The 18,712-nt window shown below is 43.7% G+C and carries 16 protein-coding genes; 10 read left to right on the top strand and 6 right to left on the bottom strand.

The window, feature by feature from the left end; all coding sequences use genetic code 11:
• Positions 1 to 6: 6 nt before the first annotated feature.
• Positions 7 to 759 carry a response regulator transcription factor gene (locus ASD40_RS10405; protein WP_057303214.1) on the top strand — a complete coding sequence of 251 codons (753 nt, stop codon included), beginning with the start codon at positions 7 to 9 and terminating at the stop codon, positions 757 to 759.
• Positions 760 to 857: 98 nt separating this feature from the next.
• Here ASD40_RS10405 and dctP read toward each other — a convergent pair whose 3' ends face one another.
• The 4 genes from dctP to ASD40_RS10385 form a co-directional block, all read right to left on the bottom strand.
• Positions 858 to 1,922 (bottom strand): TRAP transporter substrate-binding protein, encoded by a 1,065-nt coding sequence (gene dctP / locus ASD40_RS10400; protein ID WP_057303213.1) that lies wholly within the window; start codon positions 1,920 to 1,922, stop codon positions 858 to 860.
• Positions 1,923 to 1,964: 42 nt separating this feature from the next.
• Positions 1,965 to 3,257 carry a TRAP transporter large permease gene (locus tag ASD40_RS10395; RefSeq protein ID WP_200957392.1) on the bottom strand — a complete coding sequence of 431 codons (1,293 nt, stop codon included), beginning with the start codon at positions 3,255 to 3,257 and terminating at the stop codon, positions 1,965 to 1,967.
• Positions 3,257 to 3,760 carry a TRAP transporter small permease gene (locus tag ASD40_RS10390; protein ID WP_057303211.1) on the bottom strand — a complete coding sequence of 168 codons (504 nt, stop codon included), beginning with the start codon at positions 3,758 to 3,760 and terminating at the stop codon, positions 3,257 to 3,259. The genes ASD40_RS10395 and ASD40_RS10390 overlap by 1 nt, the downstream gene beginning before the upstream one ends.
• A 452-nt stretch (positions 3,761 to 4,212) precedes the next feature.
• On the bottom strand, positions 4,213 to 4,818 hold the full coding sequence (locus tag ASD40_RS10385; RefSeq protein ID WP_057303247.1) for a LysE/ArgO family amino acid transporter: 606 nt from the start codon (positions 4,816 to 4,818) through the stop codon (positions 4,213 to 4,215).
• A gap of 130 nt (positions 4,819 to 4,948) precedes the next feature.
• Between ASD40_RS10385 and ASD40_RS10380 the strand changes: the two genes are divergently transcribed.
• The gene (locus ASD40_RS10380) at positions 4,949 to 6,406 is read left to right on the top strand and encodes an aminotransferase-like domain-containing protein (protein ID WP_057303246.1); all 1,458 of its coding nucleotides are present in this window, start codon (positions 4,949 to 4,951) and stop codon (positions 6,404 to 6,406) included.
• Between the two features lie 16 nt (positions 6,407 to 6,422).
• A complete protein-coding gene (fosM, locus tag ASD40_RS10375; protein ID WP_057303210.1) occupies positions 6,423 to 6,848 on the top strand; it encodes a FosM family fosfomycin resistance protein in 426 nt (141 codons plus the stop codon).
• 370 nt (positions 6,849 to 7,218) lie between these two features.
• On the opposite strand, the gene ASD40_RS10370 is transcribed toward fosM, so the two are convergent.
• Positions 7,219 to 7,563 (bottom strand): DUF1904 family protein, encoded by a 345-nt coding sequence (locus tag ASD40_RS10370; protein WP_057303209.1) that lies wholly within the window; start codon positions 7,561 to 7,563, stop codon positions 7,219 to 7,221.
• Between the two features lie 194 nt (positions 7,564 to 7,757).
• On the opposite strand from ASD40_RS10370, the gene ASD40_RS10365 reads away from it, so the two are divergent.
• Positions 7,758 to 8,663, top strand: a complete 906-nt coding sequence (locus tag ASD40_RS10365) for an aminoglycoside phosphotransferase family protein (protein ID WP_057303208.1) — start codon at positions 7,758 to 7,760, stop codon at positions 8,661 to 8,663.
• 100 nt (positions 8,664 to 8,763) lie between these two features.
• On the opposite strand, the gene uraA is transcribed toward ASD40_RS10365, so the two are convergent.
• Positions 8,764 to 10,035: a uracil permease gene (uraA, locus tag ASD40_RS10360; protein WP_057303207.1), complete on the bottom strand. Its 1,272-nt coding sequence runs from the start codon at positions 10,033 to 10,035 to the stop codon at positions 8,764 to 8,766.
• A gap of 183 nt (positions 10,036 to 10,218) precedes the next feature.
• Between uraA and ASD40_RS10355 the strand changes: the two genes are divergently transcribed.
• The 6 genes from ASD40_RS10355 to ASD40_RS10325 all read left to right on the top strand — a co-directional run bounded on the left by ASD40_RS10355 (position 10,219) and on the right by ASD40_RS10325 (position 18,697).
• A complete protein-coding gene (locus ASD40_RS10355; RefSeq protein ID WP_057303206.1) occupies positions 10,219 to 11,574 on the top strand; it encodes a TrkH family potassium uptake protein in 1,356 nt (451 codons plus the stop codon).
• 245 nt (positions 11,575 to 11,819) lie between these two features.
• Complete coding sequence (locus ASD40_RS10345; protein ID WP_057303204.1) at positions 11,820 to 13,439, top strand: extracellular solute-binding protein; 1,620 nt, start codon at positions 11,820 to 11,822, stop codon at positions 13,437 to 13,439.
• Between the two features lie 172 nt (positions 13,440 to 13,611).
• Positions 13,612 to 14,496 (top strand): ABC transporter permease, encoded by an 885-nt coding sequence (locus ASD40_RS10340; protein ID WP_082562160.1) that lies wholly within the window; start codon positions 13,612 to 13,614, stop codon positions 14,494 to 14,496.
• Positions 14,490 to 15,353: a carbohydrate ABC transporter permease gene (locus tag ASD40_RS10335; RefSeq protein ID WP_057303203.1), complete on the top strand. Its 864-nt coding sequence runs from the start codon at positions 14,490 to 14,492 to the stop codon at positions 15,351 to 15,353. The genes ASD40_RS10340 and ASD40_RS10335 overlap by 7 nt, the downstream gene beginning before the upstream one ends.
• 58 nt (positions 15,354 to 15,411) lie before the next feature.
• Entirely contained in the window at positions 15,412 to 17,661 is a 2,250-nt protein-coding gene (locus tag ASD40_RS10330; RefSeq protein ID WP_057303202.1) for a helix-turn-helix domain-containing protein, read from the top strand.
• Between the two features lie 34 nt (positions 17,662 to 17,695).
• Entirely contained in the window at positions 17,696 to 18,697 is a 1,002-nt protein-coding gene (locus tag ASD40_RS10325) for a zinc-dependent alcohol dehydrogenase (RefSeq protein ID WP_057303201.1), read from the top strand.
• The last annotated feature ends 15 nt before the right edge of the window (positions 18,698 to 18,712 follow it).

Genomic DNA, 18,712 nt, shown 5'->3' with positions numbered 1-18,712 from the left:
GAGGTCATGTACAAAGTCATTCTTGTGGACGATGAAAGGTGGGTTCGTGTCGTCCTTCGTAAAGCTGTGGAACAAACCAAGCTTCCTTTCGAAATCGTGCAGGAATGCGCGAATGGTCTGGAGGCTATGGATGCACTGCTGAAGCATAGCGCTGATTTGGTTATCTCGGATGTAAAGATGCCGATCATGGACGGCATTGCTTTGGCGGAGCAGATGACACAGGTATCAGCCAATTTAATCCTAGTGAGCGGGTATGACGATTTTCAGTTAGCGCAGCAAGCGATACGCTACGGAGTTAAGGACTATCTGCTGAAGCCTGTGGAAATGGAGGCAATGGCAGATTGCTTGGGCCGATGGATGCAAGACAGGACAACGAAGACAGCGAGGCGGTTGGCGGATTCCCCTCTAGTCGGAACGGACGAATTGTCTGTCATTGAACAAGTACAGCATTTTATCGGCTCGAACTTATCCAGAGATATAAGCTTAACCGATGCCGCAGCCTTGGTCCATTTGAACCCCAGCTACTTAAGCCAACTCTTTAAGCAGCAAACGGGAGGCAAGTTCGTCGACTATGTCATTGAAATGCGCATGGAGGAAGCGAAGAAGCTGCTGATAAAAACGTCTTTACGTGTTTCCGAGATCGCGGAACGACTTGGTTATGCGGATATTTCTTACTTCAGCAGTACGTTCAAAAAGCTGATCGGCTGCTCCCCGTTGGAATACAGGAAATGTGGCGGAAGGCTGGATGAAGCCAAATAGAAGCGAAATGAAAAAGGACACCTGAGGGAGAGATTGCCCCCTTAGAATGTCCTTTTTTTACTTTCTTGGTCTTGCTATTTTCTAGCTTACTTTCTAGCTTACTTTCTAGCTTTCTCGATAGCTTCTAACGTTTCTTTGTAGTCATTGCGATACTTCTCGATAACAGGCTTAACGGCATCTTGCCATGGTCCCAGGTCAGATACGTCCGTAATCGTAACTCCCGCCGCTTTCACTTTGGCTTCGGAATCCTTCTCGAATTTATCCCATTCTGCTTTTTGCGTTTTGACGGATTCAATAGCAGCCTTTTTAATAAGTGCTTTATCGTCAGCAGACAGCTTATCCCAAGCTACTTTAGAAATCAAAAGCACTTCAGGCACCCGTTGGTGCTGGTCAAGAATGAGATTTTTGGCTTGTTGAAAATGGTTGGAAGAGAAGTAGCTCGGATAGTTATTCTCAGCGGCATCGATGATACCTGTTTGCAAAGCATTGAAGACGTCTCCATAAGGCATTGGTGTTGCATTCGCGCCTAGTGCGTTCATGAGATCAATATTGACCTTGTTTTGAATAACACGTATTTTGAGTCCTTTCAGATCGGCGATGCTTTTAATCGGCTTCTTGGAATAGAAATGACGAGCTCCTGAGCTGTAGTATGCCAGTCCTTTCATTCTTGAAGACTCTAAGCTATCGAGCAGCTTCGTTCCTTGCTCGCTTTCAAGGAATTTCCATTGATGATTATCGTTATCGAAAATGTAGGGCAAGCTGAACACTTCATACTGCTTGTTGAACCCGCCAAGCGCTCCCGTACTGACACGTGTGAATTCAATCGCACCGAGTTGAACTTGTTCGATCACGGCTTTCTCTTCTCCGAGTTGGGAGGCAGGGAATACATCGATTTTGATGCGCCCATCCGATGCTTGATTGACGAGTTCGGCGAATTTCTTATCGCCTAGCGTCGTTGGGTAGTCAGCGGGGTGTGTCTCAGCTAGACGGAAATTGAGTTTAGGACCATCGGTTTTCTTCACCGCTGCAGCAGGGCTGGCGGCCCCAGGAGTCGTTGTTGAACCGCTATTGGTCGGTGTACTGCCGCCGCCGCAAGCTGCAAGTAAGAGACTAGTACCAATCACTGTACTTAGTGCCGTGATGTATTTTCTTTTCATTTTCATATCGAATATTCCCCTTTTTATCGTATTAGTTGAGTTGTTTCCTTATTTCATTAAGTTAGGAAGCCACATGACAAGACTAGGTATATAGGTAAGGATCATGAGCACGACGCACATGACATAAAAGAACGGCATCATGGCTTTAGTGCCTTCAGAAATCGAAATATTTCCAATAGCAGAGCCTACGAAGAGGACGGTTCCGACAGGCGGTGTAAGCAGTCCAATGCCTAAGTTTAACATCATAATGATGCCGAAGTGAACAGGATCCATGCCAAGCGTCGTCACGACCGGAAGTAAAATAGGCGTCATGATTAAGATGAGTGGAGCCATATCCATCGGTGCGCCTAGTAAGAGCAGTAAGACGTTAATGATCAGCAAAATAACAATGGGGCTATCAGTGATGCCCAGCATCCAATCTGTTAACATGCCGGGAACTTTGAGAAAGGCCAGTACCCAGCTGAACGAAGCGGAGGCAGCGATCAGGAAGAGCACCATCGCTACAGTTCGAAAAGTACGTTGGAGAATAATCCACATCCGGCTTATGGGAATATCTCGATACACTAGAAAGGTGAGAATAAAGGCATATAGACAAGCTAGTGCGCCGCTTTCTGTAGCCGTAAACCATCCCGTGAATATACCGCCTAGAATGATGACAGCTGTCAAAAGGGAAAGCAGGCCATCGCGTACAATCTTTGGAATTTCTCGCACAGGGACAGCTTCACTCTTCGTATAACCGCGTTTGATGGCAATAATATAACTTGTGATCATAAGCGAGATACATAGGATCAAGCCAGGAACTATGCCTGCTAGAAAAAGCGATGCGATAGAGATTCCGCCGCCGGCCGCAAGGGAATAAAGCACGAGGTTGTGGCTTGGCGGCACAACAACGCCTTGAATGGCGGCAGAGACTGTAACGCCAACTGCGTAATCGGTGTCATAGCCCTTCTTTTTCATCATCGGAATCATGACAGAGCCGATGGAGGAGACGTCGGCAATGGCTGATCCGGAGATGTTCCCGAAGAACATACAGGCGACGCAGTTGACCATGGCTAAGCCACCGCGTATGCCTCCAACGAGAACTTGAGCGAGATTGATAAGGCGCAGTGCCATCTGACCCTCACTCATAATTTGCCCGGCAAGAATAAAGAACGGGATGGTCAGGAGGGAATAAGAGTTCATCCCTTGAATCATCGTTTGACCCACGGTTGCCAGCGGGACTTTCAGGTAAAGTAAGGTGAGCAGGGAAGAGCCTGCTAAAGCGAGCGAGATCGGAAAGCGGAGGACGATCAGACCAACGAAGGTGATAGTTAGGATAAGAATAGCAATGGTCGGATCCATTATTCGGGACCTCCTTCTTTTATATGTTGATGCCGCTTTGTCTCGATACCAAACAACTGCAAGAGCGCATAGGCACAGGTCATGACGCCGGTTATCGGCATGATGACATACAGCGTGCTGTTAGGCAGGCCGGTCGCCGGTAATTCTGATTCATTCATGATGACGGTGAAGTCCCATCCAAAATACACGAGATAGGCACCAAAGGCGAGAATAACAAGCTCGATGATTTTATCAAGAGTTTTATTGATGGAGGCTGGAAGCTTGTGCGTGAAGGAATCGATGCCCAAATGCAGCTTCTCACGAAAGCCAATCGCAATGCCCATGAAGGAAAACCAGACAAGAAGCAGCATAGTCACTTCCTCCGACCAGAAGAATACGAAGTTAAACAGCTTACGGGTCATGACCTGTGCGGTGACGATGATGATCATACTAAGCAAGCCGATGAGGGCGGCAGACTCGATAAATGAATCGATACCGAGAGCAATTTTTCGAAGTATTCTCATCGTAATAGGGACCTCCTCTCTCTACTTTGTAAGTGCTTTCATTGACGTGCCTTAAGTATAGCTCTCCTTTCTACCCACAGGTATGCCATAGTTTTTAGTTTTTTTTGTAGTTTTTTTAGATATTTGGTTGGAATGAAACAAATAATGAGCAGGTGTCGGAGGACAACCTGCTCATTTAATTGAACCTTTTATTATGCCTCCTCACAACTGGTTGCATGACTCCAAAAATTGATTTTAGAGTCGTTCATCTGTTTTGTGAGGGGGTGTGGGTAGAGTTATTACCAATGTTGTAATTTCTACAACAATTCCAACGCATAAAGGCTAATTTGCGACTTGAAGCTGCAGTTCGCTCCTCTAAGTAGAACTAGAGTGGATGAATGAAGGTCGACGGTCGGACAAAGCCGTTTATTTTAAGTGATGCTCCAAGAGTCCAACGTTTCCTCCATTCCTTTTTATAAGAACTGAAAGCCCATATAGACAGCAACAGCCCATATCATACAAGCAGAAACCTTGTTTAATTTGGTAATGAATTGGCCTCTAGGATCACGCTTACCCACTAGGCATCCTGCGAACGATAAGCCGAAGAACCAGAGCCAGGAAACTAGAATAACGCAGACAGTGAAAACCCATTTTTCTCCGCCAACATATTGTAAGGAATTTGTACCTATAACTCCTATCGTATCCAGTATCGCGTGGGGATTCATTAAGGAGACGGATGCTGCAAACAGGATTTGTTTTTTTGGTTCATGTTCCCGTTGTGAGGTCACCGAACCTGGTTTACTTTTCCAGAGTACCCACCCCATATATAACAGGAAAAAGAATCCAAATCCATAGAGCGCTGCTTGAAGCCAAGCGAAGGTTAATACGACGAAAGAAACGCCTAAGACTGCCAATAAAATTAGGATCGTGTCACAAATCGACGCCGTGAGGATGACAGGCAGTGCTTTAAGGTAAGAGGGCCCGCGGGCACCTTGGTTGAATACGAAAACATTTTGTACCCCTACAGGCAGAATGAGTCCAAAACCCAAAATAAGCCCATGTAAAACAGTTTCCAGCAAAAAGATCTCTCCCATCTATAAGACTATTCTTCCCTAGTATAGTGCATATCTAAAGGATGTCTCCCTCCAAATGGATGGCGTATCACCCAACCAAATGTTATATTTGAACTTGTTAGGAGAGGATCATAGCATGGACTGGAAACCGGATGTATCATCGGAAACGCCTTTATTTAGTCAGATTAAAGATTTTATAAAAAATAAAATATCACTAGGCGAATGGGCAGTTGGGACCAAAATTCCCTCGCAGCGTGCGCTGGCTGAACGCTTTAACGTCAATCGAAGTACGGTTGTGACCGCCCTGAGCGATTTGATTGCCGAGGGGTTATTGGAGGGAAACACCAAAGGGGGGACTAGAGTTATCAATAACTCCTGGAACCTTCTAGCTGCTTCGCCTCCCCCAGACTGGAGCTCATATGTGCAAGCCGGTACTTATTATCCAAACCAGCCTGCCATTCAGCACATTAATCGTGCGGAATTTCAAGATGGCATTATCCGTTTGGGGACTGGAGAGCTTTCACCGGAGCTGCTTCCTTCTGAACAAATGAAACAGATTTTTGAAGATTCTTCAGTGAATCCTTTCACTTTGGGGTATGAAGAACCTAAGGGAAATCAGTATTTGCGGGAGCAGATAGCCGCGTATATGCATGGAATTGGCGTTCAAACTTCGCCCTCCAACATTCTTATTGTATCTGGCTCACTCCAAGCTTTACAGCTTATATCCATCGGATTACTGCAGCGAGGTTCTTCCATCCTTTTGGAAAAGCCATCCTATCTGTATTCGGTCCATGTGTTTCAATCTAGTGCAATTAAGCTGGTTGGCCTACCCATGGATGAAGAAGGTATTCTGACGAATTTGATTAGCCGTTACAAAGAAGGCTATAACGCTTCGCTGCTGTATACCATTCCTACTTTTCATAATCCTACGAGCACGTTGATGTCAGAGCCAAGACGTCAAGAGCTGATGAGAATCTGCGCGGATGAAGGACTTCCAATCATTGAGGACGATGCCTATAGGGAGCTTTGGTTCGAAACTCCGCCTCCACTGCCGCTAAAGTCTAGGGATCCCAACGCGCTAGTTCTCTATTTGGGGAGTTTGTCAAAGACCTTAAGTCCAGGACTAAGAATTGGTTGGGTGGTTGCCCCAGAACCGGTTATTGATCGATTGGCTGATATCAAAATGCAGAACGATTACGGCTCGAGCTCGGTATCTCAATGGGCAGCAGCCGAATGGCTTGGTAGAGGGTTATATCAAGAACATCTTGTCTTTGTCAGAGACCAACTTAAGAGAAGACGCGATCTAACTGTTCGGTTGTTGAAAACCAATTTTACGGAGATTGCTTCATGGTCAGTGCCGTCAGGCGGTTTCTACATTTGGGTTCGCCTCACCGTGAGTGTGCCCATGCAAATGCTGTTCGAGCGGGCTTTGAAAGCAGGGATATTGCTGAACCCGGGTTCGATTTATGATAGGAATGCGGGAAGTTACTTGCGTATTTCGTACGCCTATGCCAAGCTTCATGAGCTTGAATGGGGGATTGTGCATTTGGCTGAGATGATTAAAGAGTTAGCTGGGGTTAGTAAAAATAAATAAATCACGAGGTGATCGGATGTCGATAAAAGGTTTGAATCATTTATTATTTTCGGTTTCTAATTTAGAGAATTCGATTTCGTTTTATCAACAAGTTTTTGATGCAAAGCTGTTAGTTAAAGGAAGAAGTACGGCCTATTTTGATCTGAATGGCATGTGGCTTGCCCTGAATGTAGAACGAGATATTCCACGTAATGAAATAAACCATTCCTACACACACATCGCTTTTTCAATTGAAGAAGCCGACTTTGAGGAACTTTATGAGAAATTAAAGAAACTGCACGTTAACATCCTACCAGGTCGCCTAAGAGACGAGAAAGACAAGAGGTCTATTTACTTCACAGACCCAGACGGTCATAAATTCGAATTTCATACAGGTACTTTACAGGACAGATTAGATTATTACAAACAGGAAAAAACACATATGGTGTTTAACGATGAATAATCGGCTTCACGAGATGTTCCGCGGCTACGAAATAGATTGGAGCTATCCATATAATCTGATTATTTGGAAAGTGAATGTCGGGAGTTATATGAAAAGTTATTCGCGCCAATTCTCCCTCGTAACGATGTAAAACATAAAACATCAATGCAGCAATCGTAGTGCTACCTCAACTTGAATCTAACGATGAAAAACATCATTGCAGCAAAAATAGCTGTTCAAAAAATCGACGAAGATGACTGTGAGTTAGGATTTACGATCATCTACTTTTGATGATAATATTTTTGCTGACTTAGGCCGTGGTGGATGTGCTAAATAGAGAAAAGGCACGCTAAAAGCGTGCCTTTTCATGTTTTTTTTCCACTCCATAAAGTCATGTAATTAAAAAAGGCTCTGAATGATTGGATACTAATGGTTGTCCTTCTTTATAGTACAAATGAGGAGAAAGTAGGATAAAAAAGATATGAACATCGCGAAAGCCATGCTCACATAAAATCGTATAGAGTTCTTTAACAATGCTATCATGCAATTCCTGATCTCTAGGGAACATATATATTTCTAAGGATAGGGGAGAATTATTTAATTGTTCCACAAGAAGAAGTTCAATTTTTATTTTCTCTTGCACAACGCCAGTTAACTTCGAAAATTGTAGGATGATGGTACTTGAAATCGAAGAAATGAAATCCTTTTGAAAACCTTTAAATCTGAGAAAAGGCATATGGGTTCCTTCTTTGCAAAATGGTTAGCGAATTTATTTATTTTAATAAAAAATTCACATAAAAACAAATCCTATATTAGATGAAACCATTCTCATATGTAGATAAGTACCTAATCTGAACAATATATCTTATAATGAGATCGATTGTACTTTCAATTGATCGAGAAGAATTGACTATTGTGGGGGTAAAGACAATGAACAGCTTACCAAAACAATTCGTTCAAACAATAAGAGACGTCCATAAGGATAAAGCTGATGAATGGTTGAGAAATTTTGACAAGCTTATTTGTGATTGTGAAAAGCGTTGGCAAATAAAAATGATGTCCCCGTTTGATTTATCCTTTAATTTTGTGGCTCCTGCCATACGGGAAGACGGAACTGAAGTTGTGATAAAACTCGTCGTTCCAGGTGATGAATTTGTATCTGAAGTCGAAACCCTTAAACTGTATAATGGGAATGGCATTGTTAAAATCATTGATGTAGATATAGCAAAAGGGATTCTTATTCTTGAACGATTGATTCCTGGGCAAACACTTGCCTCATTAGAAAATGAGGAGGAAGCTGCACATATAGCCTCGCAAGTAATGAAGAAATTGTGGATTCCTGCTCCTTCCAATTCATCTAGCATTCCAACAACAATGAATATGGAAGAGAAATTAATCAATATTTATAAGAGAAATACAGAAGGTCTCGGTCCAATAACTAAGGAAATACTGCAAGAAGCTGTGGACACTTATAGATCAATGAATGCTATGCCGGATAAACCATTTTTGCTTCATGGCGATTTACATCATTACAATATTTTAATGGCTGCTAGAGAACCTTGGTTAGCGATTGATCCTAAAGGGTTGATTGGAGACAGAGAATACGATGTCATTCAATATTTGTTAAATAAATTGCCTATTGGAGATTCAACACATGTCATTGAGAAGCGAATTGATATATTTGTAAAAGAGTTGAACTTAGACAAGAAGAGATTGATATCGTGGGGATTTGCACATTCTGTTCTAGCAACCTGTTGGAGCGTTCAAGAGGATGGTAGGTATAGCAAGCCCTTTTTTGATGCCATCCATGTTTTTAGGAGCTTGAAGCAGATATAGCGATGACTGGACGGTTTTTAATTTAGTATCATATTTAAATAAATGGCTATCCCTTAGGTCTCTTAAGACTTTAGGGATAGCCATTCTTTATACCATTTGATTATTTGTCGTTAGAAAGCTTGAGAACCTCCAGCAGCTTGAAGAACAAGCTGAGCAGAATGGCAACTATGGTGGCTAGAGCCATACCTTTCAGTTCAAAATGTCTCAATTTCAGCGTTGCTCCGCTAAGGCCGATGACAAGAACAACGGTTGTTAGAATCAGATTGACCGGTTTGGAATAATCGACTTTGGTTTCCACAAGCATGCGGATCCCCGAAGAGGCGATGATACCGAACAGCAGCAAGGAAACGCCGCCCATGACAGGAGTTGGAATAGTTTGAATCAACGCCGAGATTTTCCCGACAAAGGAGAGAACAATCGCTAGGATCGCTGCTCCTCCTATAACCCACACAGAATATACGCGGCTAATCGCCATGACACCGATGTTTTCACCGTAAGTTGTATTTGGTGTTGAGCCTACTAAGGATGACAGCATGGTAGAGATGCCATTTCCGAGTAAGGATCTACTTAATCCAGGGTCTTTGGATAAATCTTTTCCTACCATATTCCCGGTTACAATCAAGTGGCCTATATGCTCCGCTATGACAACTAAAGCAGCAGGAGCGATGATTAAAATGCTCGCCAGATCGAATGTTGGGCTGTAGAAAGTAGGGAGTCTGAACCACTGAGCAGCTCCCAATGTTTCTCCAATATGCACCAAACCTAGCAATGCAGCGAGTAGGTAGCCTGCAACGATGGCTACCAGAATCGGAATGACCTTCAAAAGTCCACGAAAGACAATGGAACCTACGACTCCTACCAAAAGTGTAAAAATAGAAACCGATATAACGATAGGATCTGGAACCCAGGCTTCTTTTAAATTAGCCGGCGAAATAATGCCTGCCATAGAGGCGGCTGTAGGTACCAACTCTAAACCGATAACGGCAACGATCGCTCCCATCGCAGCAGGTGGAAATACGACGTCAATCCAGCGTGTCCCCACGACACGAATTAACAACGCTATGATCGTAAAAATCAATCCGACGACCAGAAATCCACCTAACGCCGAACTATATCCTTTGGAGGCGAGGACGGCGAAAACGGGAGAGAGGAAAGCGAAGCTTGACCCCAAGAATGCGGGGATCTTTCCTTTTGTAATGAAAATATAAAGCAAGGTGCCTATCCCGTTCATCAACAGAATAGTAGCTGGATCGACATGAAACAAAATAGGGACCAGCACGGTGGAGCCAAACATAGCAAATAAATGCTGTAAACTAAGGGGAATGCTTTCGCCTATGGAGGGGCGTTCATCTACTTGAATAATACGAGACACGGTGGGAGCTCCCTTCTTAAACTTATCGTACGATATCTTACCATAATTGGAATGAAAAAAAGAAATAATTTTCAAAAATTCTATAAGGCAATTTAGTGGCATGCCGTCTTGTTCATGCTTTCTTTACTTTGTTATTGACAGATTATACAATAGTCGGATAATCATAAGTTCATGGAGTCCTATATGTTACCTCATTCCAAGAAAAAATTCCGTTGGAGTCCGCCGCAAGTTATGGCGATCGGATTCTTAGTGATCATCCTAATTGGTGCCGTACTACTGTGGTTGCCAATCTCCTATATTGGCGTAGGCAGATTATCATTTATTGACGCCTTATTTATGGCGACTTCCGCTACATGTGTTACCGGGCTGTCCGTGATCAATGCAGGAGCACATTTATCGGCCTTTGGGGAGATTGTTCTTATTTTGCTAGTCCAAATTGGCGGTCTCGGCTTCATGACGATGTCCACACTCATTGCACTCGTACTCCGCCGCCGTATTTCTTTTCAGGAACGTCTCATCTTACAGGAAGCGATGAACCACCATTCAACAGAAGGTATAGTTCGTCTTATTCGTAAGGTGTTGATCTACGCGCTATATATTGAACTTGCAGGCGCACTGTTATTCGCACTTCGCTGGTCATTTGAAATGCCAATCGGCCAAGCGTTGTACTTCGGCATTTTTCATAGCATCTCGATATTCAACAACGCGGGATTCGATCTCTTTGGCGGTATACCTAATAGACTGGGAAGTCTCATGCATTATGTAGAGGACCCCTACATTAACATCGTCTCGATGTTACTTATCATTTTAGGCGGAATCGGCTTTATCGTTATCTCTGACTTGCTTACATTCCCTAAGAATAGAAAACTAACGCTGCACAGCAAGGTTGTCTTAACTGCATCCGCCGCTCTGATAGTGGTAGGAACACTGGTCGTCTTCGTGTTTGAGTTCACCAATTCCCTCACGCTTCAGCCTTTGTCCACCGTAGGCAAAACGCTCAGTGCGATGCTGCAATCCGTGTCATCACGTTCAGCGGGAGTGAACACGGTCGATATTGCCTCGATGAGGCAAGCTACACAGTTTTTTATCATTATCATGATGTTTATTGGAGCCGCGCCCGGTTCTTCCGGTGGGGGGATTAAGGTGACTACCTTCGTAATCCTCGTCGGAGCGGTTTATGCAATGGTTCGAGGCAGGGAAGAAATTGTACTATTCCACCGAAGAATTTCGAAGGATCGGATTTATAAAGCTATTACATTTACTTTGCTCTCCTTTATCTTAATTGTACTTTCGACAATGATCCTCTCGATCACCGAGAACTTCCATTTCTTAGGCATTTTGTTCGAGGTTACTTCGGCGTATGCTACCGCAGGAATGTCGGTTGGATTAACGTCACAGCTCTCGGGATTCGGTAAGGTGTTTATCATTATTTTAATGTTTGTAGGACGTCTTGGTCCCGTCACATTGGCTTATACCTTATCACCATTACCGAAAAAAGAACCGTATCGTTACCCGGAGGGGAAGATCACAATCGGCTGATAATAGAAGACGTTGCGATTCCTCATTCTTCACGAATTTCTACCTCTTTATCATTCTCTACACGCAGGAAAACCTTGATATGACAAGGTTTTTTTTGTTTTTGAAGGAAATCTCGAGAAAAATATAACTCGGTGGAAATCGTTTTATTTACGAAAGTTGGAAGCGCTTTTAATATAAAAAGGGAAGCTGACGCGCTTACAAGTAAATACCAAAAGCGTAAATGCAAATAAAAGGGAGGAACGCAAATGACAAGAAAGCCGATCCGCATCATTACCGTTTTATCAACGATCATTATGATTCTGGCTGCTTGCAGTGGAAAGGCCGACTTAAACAAGGATGCAGGTGCAGTCGGCAATGCGACGAGCACACCTGTAAGCTCGCCCAGCGCTGCGGCCAAACCTAACGGAGATACCGGAGGATTAAAGCTTCCCCTGGTGGACAAACCAACGACACTGACTTGGATGCTGCCGAGCAATTCATCCAATATTAAAGAAGATCGGCTGGTTGTTCAGGAAATATTAAAGCGCACAGGCATTAAAGTCGAGTTCCAAACGTATTCGCCTCAAACTTATCAAGATAAGCTTAAGGTTGTTGTCGCCTCAGGCAAGCTGCCGGACATTTTCAGCGGTCTCAAGCCGGCGGAATTAAAGAAAATTGGTAAACAAAAAGGTGTAGTTGCCATCAATGATTACACGGACCAGCTTCCGAATTTCAAAAAATTATATGTGGAAGAAAACAATTGGGTCATAAAATCTTACGGCGATGAAAACGGTAAGCTTTATACCTGGCCAATATTCAACCTGAATCGGGATGTCAATCACGGTTTTATGTTTAGAAAAGATGTTTTTGACAAATTAGGGATAAAAGAATGGACGAATACGGAAGAGTTTTATCAAGCGCTCAAAAAACTGAAAGAAGCTTACCCGGACTCCTATCCGTATGCCTCGAAAGGTCTTGTGAATATTTTTAGAGACTGGTCGTTCGGCTGGGGCTTAGGCAACGGAGATACGTATCCTTCCTATTATGACGAGAAAGATAAAACTTGGAAGTATGCAAGCGTTCAGCCCGAGCACAAAGAAATGCTGGATTTCATGAAGAAATTATACAACGAAGGCTTGATGGACCCTGAGTTTTTGACGGATACACAGGATTCGTGGACAACGAAGATGACCACCGGCAAATCTTTTGTTACTTGGGATTGGATTGGACGTTTGGATTTATTCTATAACCAAATTAAGGATAAAAATCCCGACTATAATCTGCGTTATGCCAATCCGATAGGACCGACGGGCAATGTAAGAACACTGCCTAAAGTATCTGATTTTAGCGTGACAGTCTCCAACAATAAAAACAAAGAAGCAGCTCTTAAACTGCTTGACTACTTGACTAGCCCGTCCGGCGGCGAATTGATGACGATTGGGGTCGAGGGCGTGAATTTTGAGTGGGGCAAAGATGGGGTCCCTGTCTATCCGCAACTGAAGGATTTGCCTCTGGTTGACATCAGCGTACTGGAAGACCGTTATGCGATGTGGTTAGAGGGAGCCTACTTGCGACCGGATCGACGCAGTGTGTATTACAAATTTTCTGAGAAAGAACGAGAAGCTCAAGATAAGATTCTGAAAGGGAAAAAGTTTGAGCCCGTCGATCCTATTTTGAACTTCACAGATGAAGAAATATCGACCCTAGCTCAACTGCAAACCACGCTGCAAAAAGCAGCCGAAGAATTTAACGCCAAGTATATCCTTGATAAAAAATACGGGGATAGCCAGTGGGAAGAATGGAAAAAAACGATTGCGAAAAAAGGACTGGATGCGTATATCAAAGTCTACAACGACGCTCAAAAACGGTATGATGCAGCCAAATAAGAGATCAAGCAGCTAGAGATGGTGAGCCGGGCGCTCAGAAGTTAGTTTCTGGGTGCCCTTCATCGGTAAAGGAGGGGATGGAACCGTGCAGCAACCAATATTAGATGCTTCAGCAGCACCATCGAAAAAACACCCAAAGACACAATCCCGATTATCGGCCGCATTTAAGCATATGAGAAGGGATCGACAGCTGCTAATACTTTTCATTCCGTGTATAATCTTCTACGTTTTATTCCGTTACGGACCCTTATACGGGTTAATTATAGCCTTTAAGGATTACAGCGTCTTCTCGGGCGTGCTGGGCAGTGAGTGGGTCGGACTGAAGCATTTTATCCAATTTTTCACCAATCAAGATTTCTGGATATTATTCAGAAACACACTATTGTTAGGATTTTATACGCTGATATTTGGCTTTCCATTTCCGATTATATTGGCCATTTTGCTGAATGAAGTCAGATTGCAGTGGTTCAAGAAATCGGTTCAAACATTAAGCTATCTTCCTGCTTTCTTATCCGTCGTCATTATCAGCAGTATGATCATCGATTTTCTCTCACCCACTAATGGGTTATTCAATCAACTTCTTTCTGCTGTCGGCATTGAAAAAAAGTATTTTCTGATTGATCCCGATTGGTTCCGTCCGATCTACGTAGTGTCTGAAATATGGGGCACAATGGGCTATGAAGCGATTATTTATTTGGCAGCGATAGCAGGAATAAGCCCAACGCTGTATGAGGCGGCGAGAGTCGACGGAGCAAGCAGATTCCGGATGATTTGGTATATTACCATTCCTGGACTGCTGCCAACCTTACTTGTGATGTTTATTTTAAAGACGGGATCGATGATTCGGATTGGTTATGAAAAAGTATTGCTTTTATACAATCCGATGACCTATGACGTTGCCGATGTTTTTTCCACGTATGTATACAGAAAAGGTTTATTGGAATCAAACTACAGCTATGCGGCTGCGGTTGGCATGTTCGAAGCGGTAGTAGCCATGATTATGCTGCTGGGTGCTAATTATTTGAGCAAAAGGATCGGGGGGAACGGGCTATGGTAGGACAACACAGACTGTCTGTCTTCGGCATTGTGAATGGGATCCTATTGATCTGTGTAGCCATAGCGACTCTGTATCCTGTTCTGTACATGATAGCAGTCTCTTTAAGTGAGACCTCATCCGTCATACAAGGAAAAGTCTTTTTATTTCCGAAAGGAATTAATCTGGGTGCCTACATGGAAGTGCTTAAAAACGATAAAATTCCAAGAGCATATTTGAATTCGATTTATTATACGGCGCTTGGGACATTCATTAATTTGCTGTTTACTTCGATTGCCGCCTACCCGCTTTCACAGCGAACATTTTTCGGACGAAAGTTTTTTATGCTGGCCATTGTGATGACGATGTTCTTTAACGCCGGTATTATTCCAACTTATATGGTCGTACAGCAGTTGGGACTTTTGGACACAGTATGGGCGATTGTGCTGCCGAATGCGATATGGACGATGGAATTGATTATTCTGAAAAGCTTTTACGAGAACATGTCCAGCCAAATTAGGGAGGCTGCGGTCATAGACGGCGCTTCTGAATACCGCATCTTGTTCAGTATCGTCATCCCGCTATCCAAGCCGGCCCTTGCTTCCATCGGATTATTCTATTTCATGGGACATTGGAACAGCTTCTTCCTCCCGATGATTTATTTGAGCGATAAAGATATGTACCCCTTGCAGGTTGTACTCAGGGATATGCTTATCTTCAATGCTGAAAATGATGCCGCCCTTGTCGATCGGGCCGCGCTGGCGCCGCAAGCGATGAAAAACGCGACGATTGTACTTTCCATGATTCCTGTCTTAGTGATCTACCCATTTGCTCAAAAGTATTTCGCGAAAGGGGTGATGCTTGGTTCCGAGAAGGGTTAAATAGACAAATGTGGAATATTAGTTGGAGACAAAGGTGAGAGGTAATGAGGTGACACCAATGAACCGATTAATGGCTAACAGAGGCTTGCTGCAAATCTTTTTCGCATTATTGCTAGTCATTGTGATCATGTTTGTATCCAACTATGTTGTCTATAAAAATTCCATTTCCGGGATCTATGAGAAAGTGACGCAAAATAACCGGTTAGCTATCAAAAATATTATTCAATCGTTTGACAGCAGCTTTACGAACGTTAACAATCTCATGTTTAGCATCCAAGGACTGCCATACGACAATCTTGAATCGGCAGAAGACAAACGCATCGATATGACAAAGGCATACACGATGCAGGAAAACATCTCCAGGCTGGCCTCTTCCGTGGATTATATCGAAGATGTGATCGTATTTTACAACAACATTGAATTAGCCGTTACGGCTAAAGGCACTAGTGATTTGAAGATTCTTTTCGAAAAAAAGTACAAACACGAAAGCTGGAATTATGAGTATTGGCGGGCGTTTGCCAAATCCAAGCATGCGTTAACTTTTTTTCCGGTGGAAGACTTTTCCGTTTCGAATGACGGTTTAACGAACAGAAAACAGCGCTTAATGGTGGCCATGGACGGCAATAAAGTCCGAATGTCCGATAAGAATGTCATGGTTCTGCTGAATGCAGACAAACTGCTGAAGAAAATCGATCTCAGCGCGATGATTCCGGGAGCTTCCTTGATCGTTCTCGACGCTAATCGCAATATGATTTTCAGCACGGACAAGGAATGGAATCTAGATAAGGTGTTAAATGATGTTTATTTTAATTCGTCACAGGAAAGTTCTTTAACTCGCGAGAATTTCGAATATAACTTCTATAGGTCGGAGTACAACGATTACATTTATATCAATAAAGTTCCGTATCAATTCCAAAATATTAATTCGGTTGCAACCGCCAATCACATGATTATGATCAGCGCGATCATCAGTGCCGTTCTGCTTTCCGCCTTTCTAAGCATCTACTTGTACCGTCCGGTCAAAGATATACTCAAATTGCTTGGCGGCGGGCATGTAAAGGGGAACGATTTTCGGAAAATATACAGCGGTATTGTCAGCGTACAGGCGGAAAATGAATCGCTCAAGAAACAAATGGACTTTGTTGATTCTGAGATGCGCAGAGGAATTTTTCTGCAAATGCTGGATGGTTTTTCGCATGCTCAGGAATACGACATACAAATGCAAAAGTATTATTCCGATTTTTTTCGGAAGCGTCAGTTTGTTATGGCTGTCCTGCACGTTAAGCGTCTCGAGGAGTACGATCAACCCCTTCTGAGGATTGATGAAATGACAGATATCTTGAGCAGCGGATTGAGCAGCAAGGTAGATCACTCTGTTGTATTTCATGCAGGCAGTATGCAGTTTCTGGCTCTCATAGGAATCGAACAAGCCTCCGAACGGAAGACGGTTATGGATGCACTTGAGTCTTTTGTAAATCGTGCTATGAAAGAAGAGCTGAAAGGGTACTCAGTTTGGGGGTGCGTCAGCAAATTGTACGATTCTAAAGTTAGTAATTGCAATGAAGCCTACCAAGACATTACATACGGCATGCTTTACCGGAATGTTAATATGCCTCGGACAATTGTCGACATGGACGCCATTCGCTACGTCTCGGATATTTATTTTCCTTTTGAGAAGATTGAGAAGCTGTCTCATACGTTGTTAAGCGGAAAAGCAGACGATGGCATCCGAATTGTTGCAGAGATTATTCAGGAAAATAAGGATCGGAATATTCATTACCATCAGCTTGCGCATATAGCCAAGTGCATATTTTTCTACCTTTCCAAGCAGGTCGAGGATTCCTCTTCCGGAAATAAGGATTTTTGCAAATTGGAAATGGACTTTTGTTGGAAAGTGGATAACGCTTTTGGTTATGGCGAAATCCAGAACGCGCTTATAGAGGTGGTCCGATTCATCGCCAACAAGCGGAATCATGATCAGAAGAGCAAGCTGAATCCGGAGTTCATTTCCCAATATATCGAGCTGCACTATATGGAGAACTTGTATCTAGATCATATGGCCGAAGTGCTGAATACGAGTCCCAAATATTTCTCGAACTATTTTAAGAAAACGTTCGGCATCAATTATGTGGAATATTTCAATAAGGTCAGATTGTCGCACGCAAAAGAATATTTGAAACATACGGAACTGAGTATCGCGGAGATCGGGGAAAAGACCGGGTATTTGAACTCATCCACGTTCACAACAACATTCAAAAAATATTGCGGCATCTCACCGAGTGAATATCGCAAGAAACCAGTAGATTAAATCTAGGAATTCGGATGGGAAGAGGAGAACCAGAATGAAGGCTGTTGCAGCTGTAAAAGGCAATATTATGATTACAGACATTGACCTTGGCGTCCTACCTGATGGTCATGTGCGTATACGGACTGAGTACTCGGCGATTAGTCCCGGAACCGAAATAACGTATATCAAACGCGCTTCGGAGCAGCAAGGTTTGCTAGGTTACAGCGCCGTCGGCGTCATTGAACAGATCGGGGATAATGTGACCGGTTTGCAATTAGGCCAGAGAGTTGCTTGCTACGGGGCCCCTTATGTACGCCATGCAGAATGGCTGACTGTCCCGGCCAATTTAACCGCTGTTGTGCCAGACCATGTCCGTCCAGAGGACGCAGCATTTGCGGGGCTAGGCGCCATTGCCATCCATGCGCTGCGCACAGCGGATTTAAGATTCGGGGAATCCACGGTTATCGTTGGATTAGGCATTTTGGGGCAGATGATCGCCCAAATTGCTTCTGCGGCGGGTTTTCTAGTAGCCGGAATAGATTTGAATGCCAGTCGCGCTGAGTTGCTCAAACAACAGGGAAGCGGGCATGCTTTTGTCGATCAAGAACAGTTAGAAGATAGGCTTGGACACCTGACTGGCGGTCATGGCGCTGATAGTGTGATTCTGTGTGCGAGTGGCCCCGGTGAAGTGCTGATTAACCGCTCACTCAAGTGGATCAGGGATAAAGGTAAGATCGTTATTGTCGGAGATTTATCGACTGAGTTTTCTAGAGGGCTTATGTTCGGCAAGGAAGCAGAGGTTCTAATTTCCAGAGCCGGCGGTCCCGGGAGGTACGATGTTCAATATGAGCTGGAAAACCGCGATTATCCGATTGGATACGTGCGCTGGACAGAAGGCCGGAATATCGGCGAATATGTTCGTCTGCTGGCGGAGAAGCGAATCAAGGTAGAGCCGCTTATATCTGATATTTTCTCTTTGGAGCGTGCGGAAGATGCTTACCGGAATTATGAGCAGCCAGGCAATGTGATGGGGACACTTTTGAAATATGAAAAATGAGCTCTTGAGGAGTAT

The organism is Paenibacillus sp. Root444D2 (genome assembly GCF_001426375.1).
Taxonomy (GTDB): Bacteria; Bacillota; Bacilli; order Paenibacillales; family NBRC-103111; genus Paenibacillus_E.
This window is presented reverse-complemented; position numbering and strand designations above follow the sequence as displayed.

Coding starts and splice junctions, on each gene's coding strand:
- ASD40_RS10395 (WP_200957392.1), bottom strand. CDS start 3,257: ATGGATCCGACCATTGCTATTCTTATCCTAACTATCACCTTCGTTGGT.
- ASD40_RS10405 (WP_057303214.1), top strand. CDS start 7: ATGTACAAAGTCATTCTTGTGGACGATGAAAGGTGGGTTCGTGTCGTC.
- ASD40_RS10330 (WP_057303202.1), top strand. CDS start 15,412: ATGAACCGATTAATGGCTAACAGAGGCTTGCTGCAAATCTTTTTCGCA.
- ASD40_RS10365 (WP_057303208.1), top strand. CDS start 7,758: ATGAACAGCTTACCAAAACAATTCGTTCAAACAATAAGAGACGTCCAT.
- dctP (WP_057303213.1), bottom strand. CDS start 1,922: ATGAAAATGAAAAGAAAATACATCACGGCACTAAGTACAGTGATTGGT.
- ASD40_RS10390 (WP_057303211.1), bottom strand. CDS start 3,760: ATGAGAATACTTCGAAAAATTGCTCTCGGTATCGATTCATTTATCGAG.
- fosM (WP_057303210.1), top strand. CDS start 6,423: ATGTCGATAAAAGGTTTGAATCATTTATTATTTTCGGTTTCTAATTTA.
- ASD40_RS10340 (WP_082562160.1), top strand. CDS start 13,612: ATGAGAAGGGATCGACAGCTGCTAATACTTTTCATTCCGTGTATAATC.
- ASD40_RS10345 (WP_057303204.1), top strand. CDS start 11,820: ATGACAAGAAAGCCGATCCGCATCATTACCGTTTTATCAACGATCATT.
- ASD40_RS10335 (WP_057303203.1), top strand. CDS start 14,490: ATGGTAGGACAACACAGACTGTCTGTCTTCGGCATTGTGAATGGGATC.
- ASD40_RS10325 (WP_057303201.1), top strand. CDS start 17,696: ATGAAGGCTGTTGCAGCTGTAAAAGGCAATATTATGATTACAGACATT.
- ASD40_RS10355 (WP_057303206.1), top strand. CDS start 10,219: ATGTTACCTCATTCCAAGAAAAAATTCCGTTGGAGTCCGCCGCAAGTT.
- ASD40_RS10380 (WP_057303246.1), top strand. CDS start 4,949: ATGGACTGGAAACCGGATGTATCATCGGAAACGCCTTTATTTAGTCAG.
- ASD40_RS10370 (WP_057303209.1), bottom strand. CDS start 7,563: ATGCCTTTTCTCAGATTTAAAGGTTTTCAAAAGGATTTCATTTCTTCG.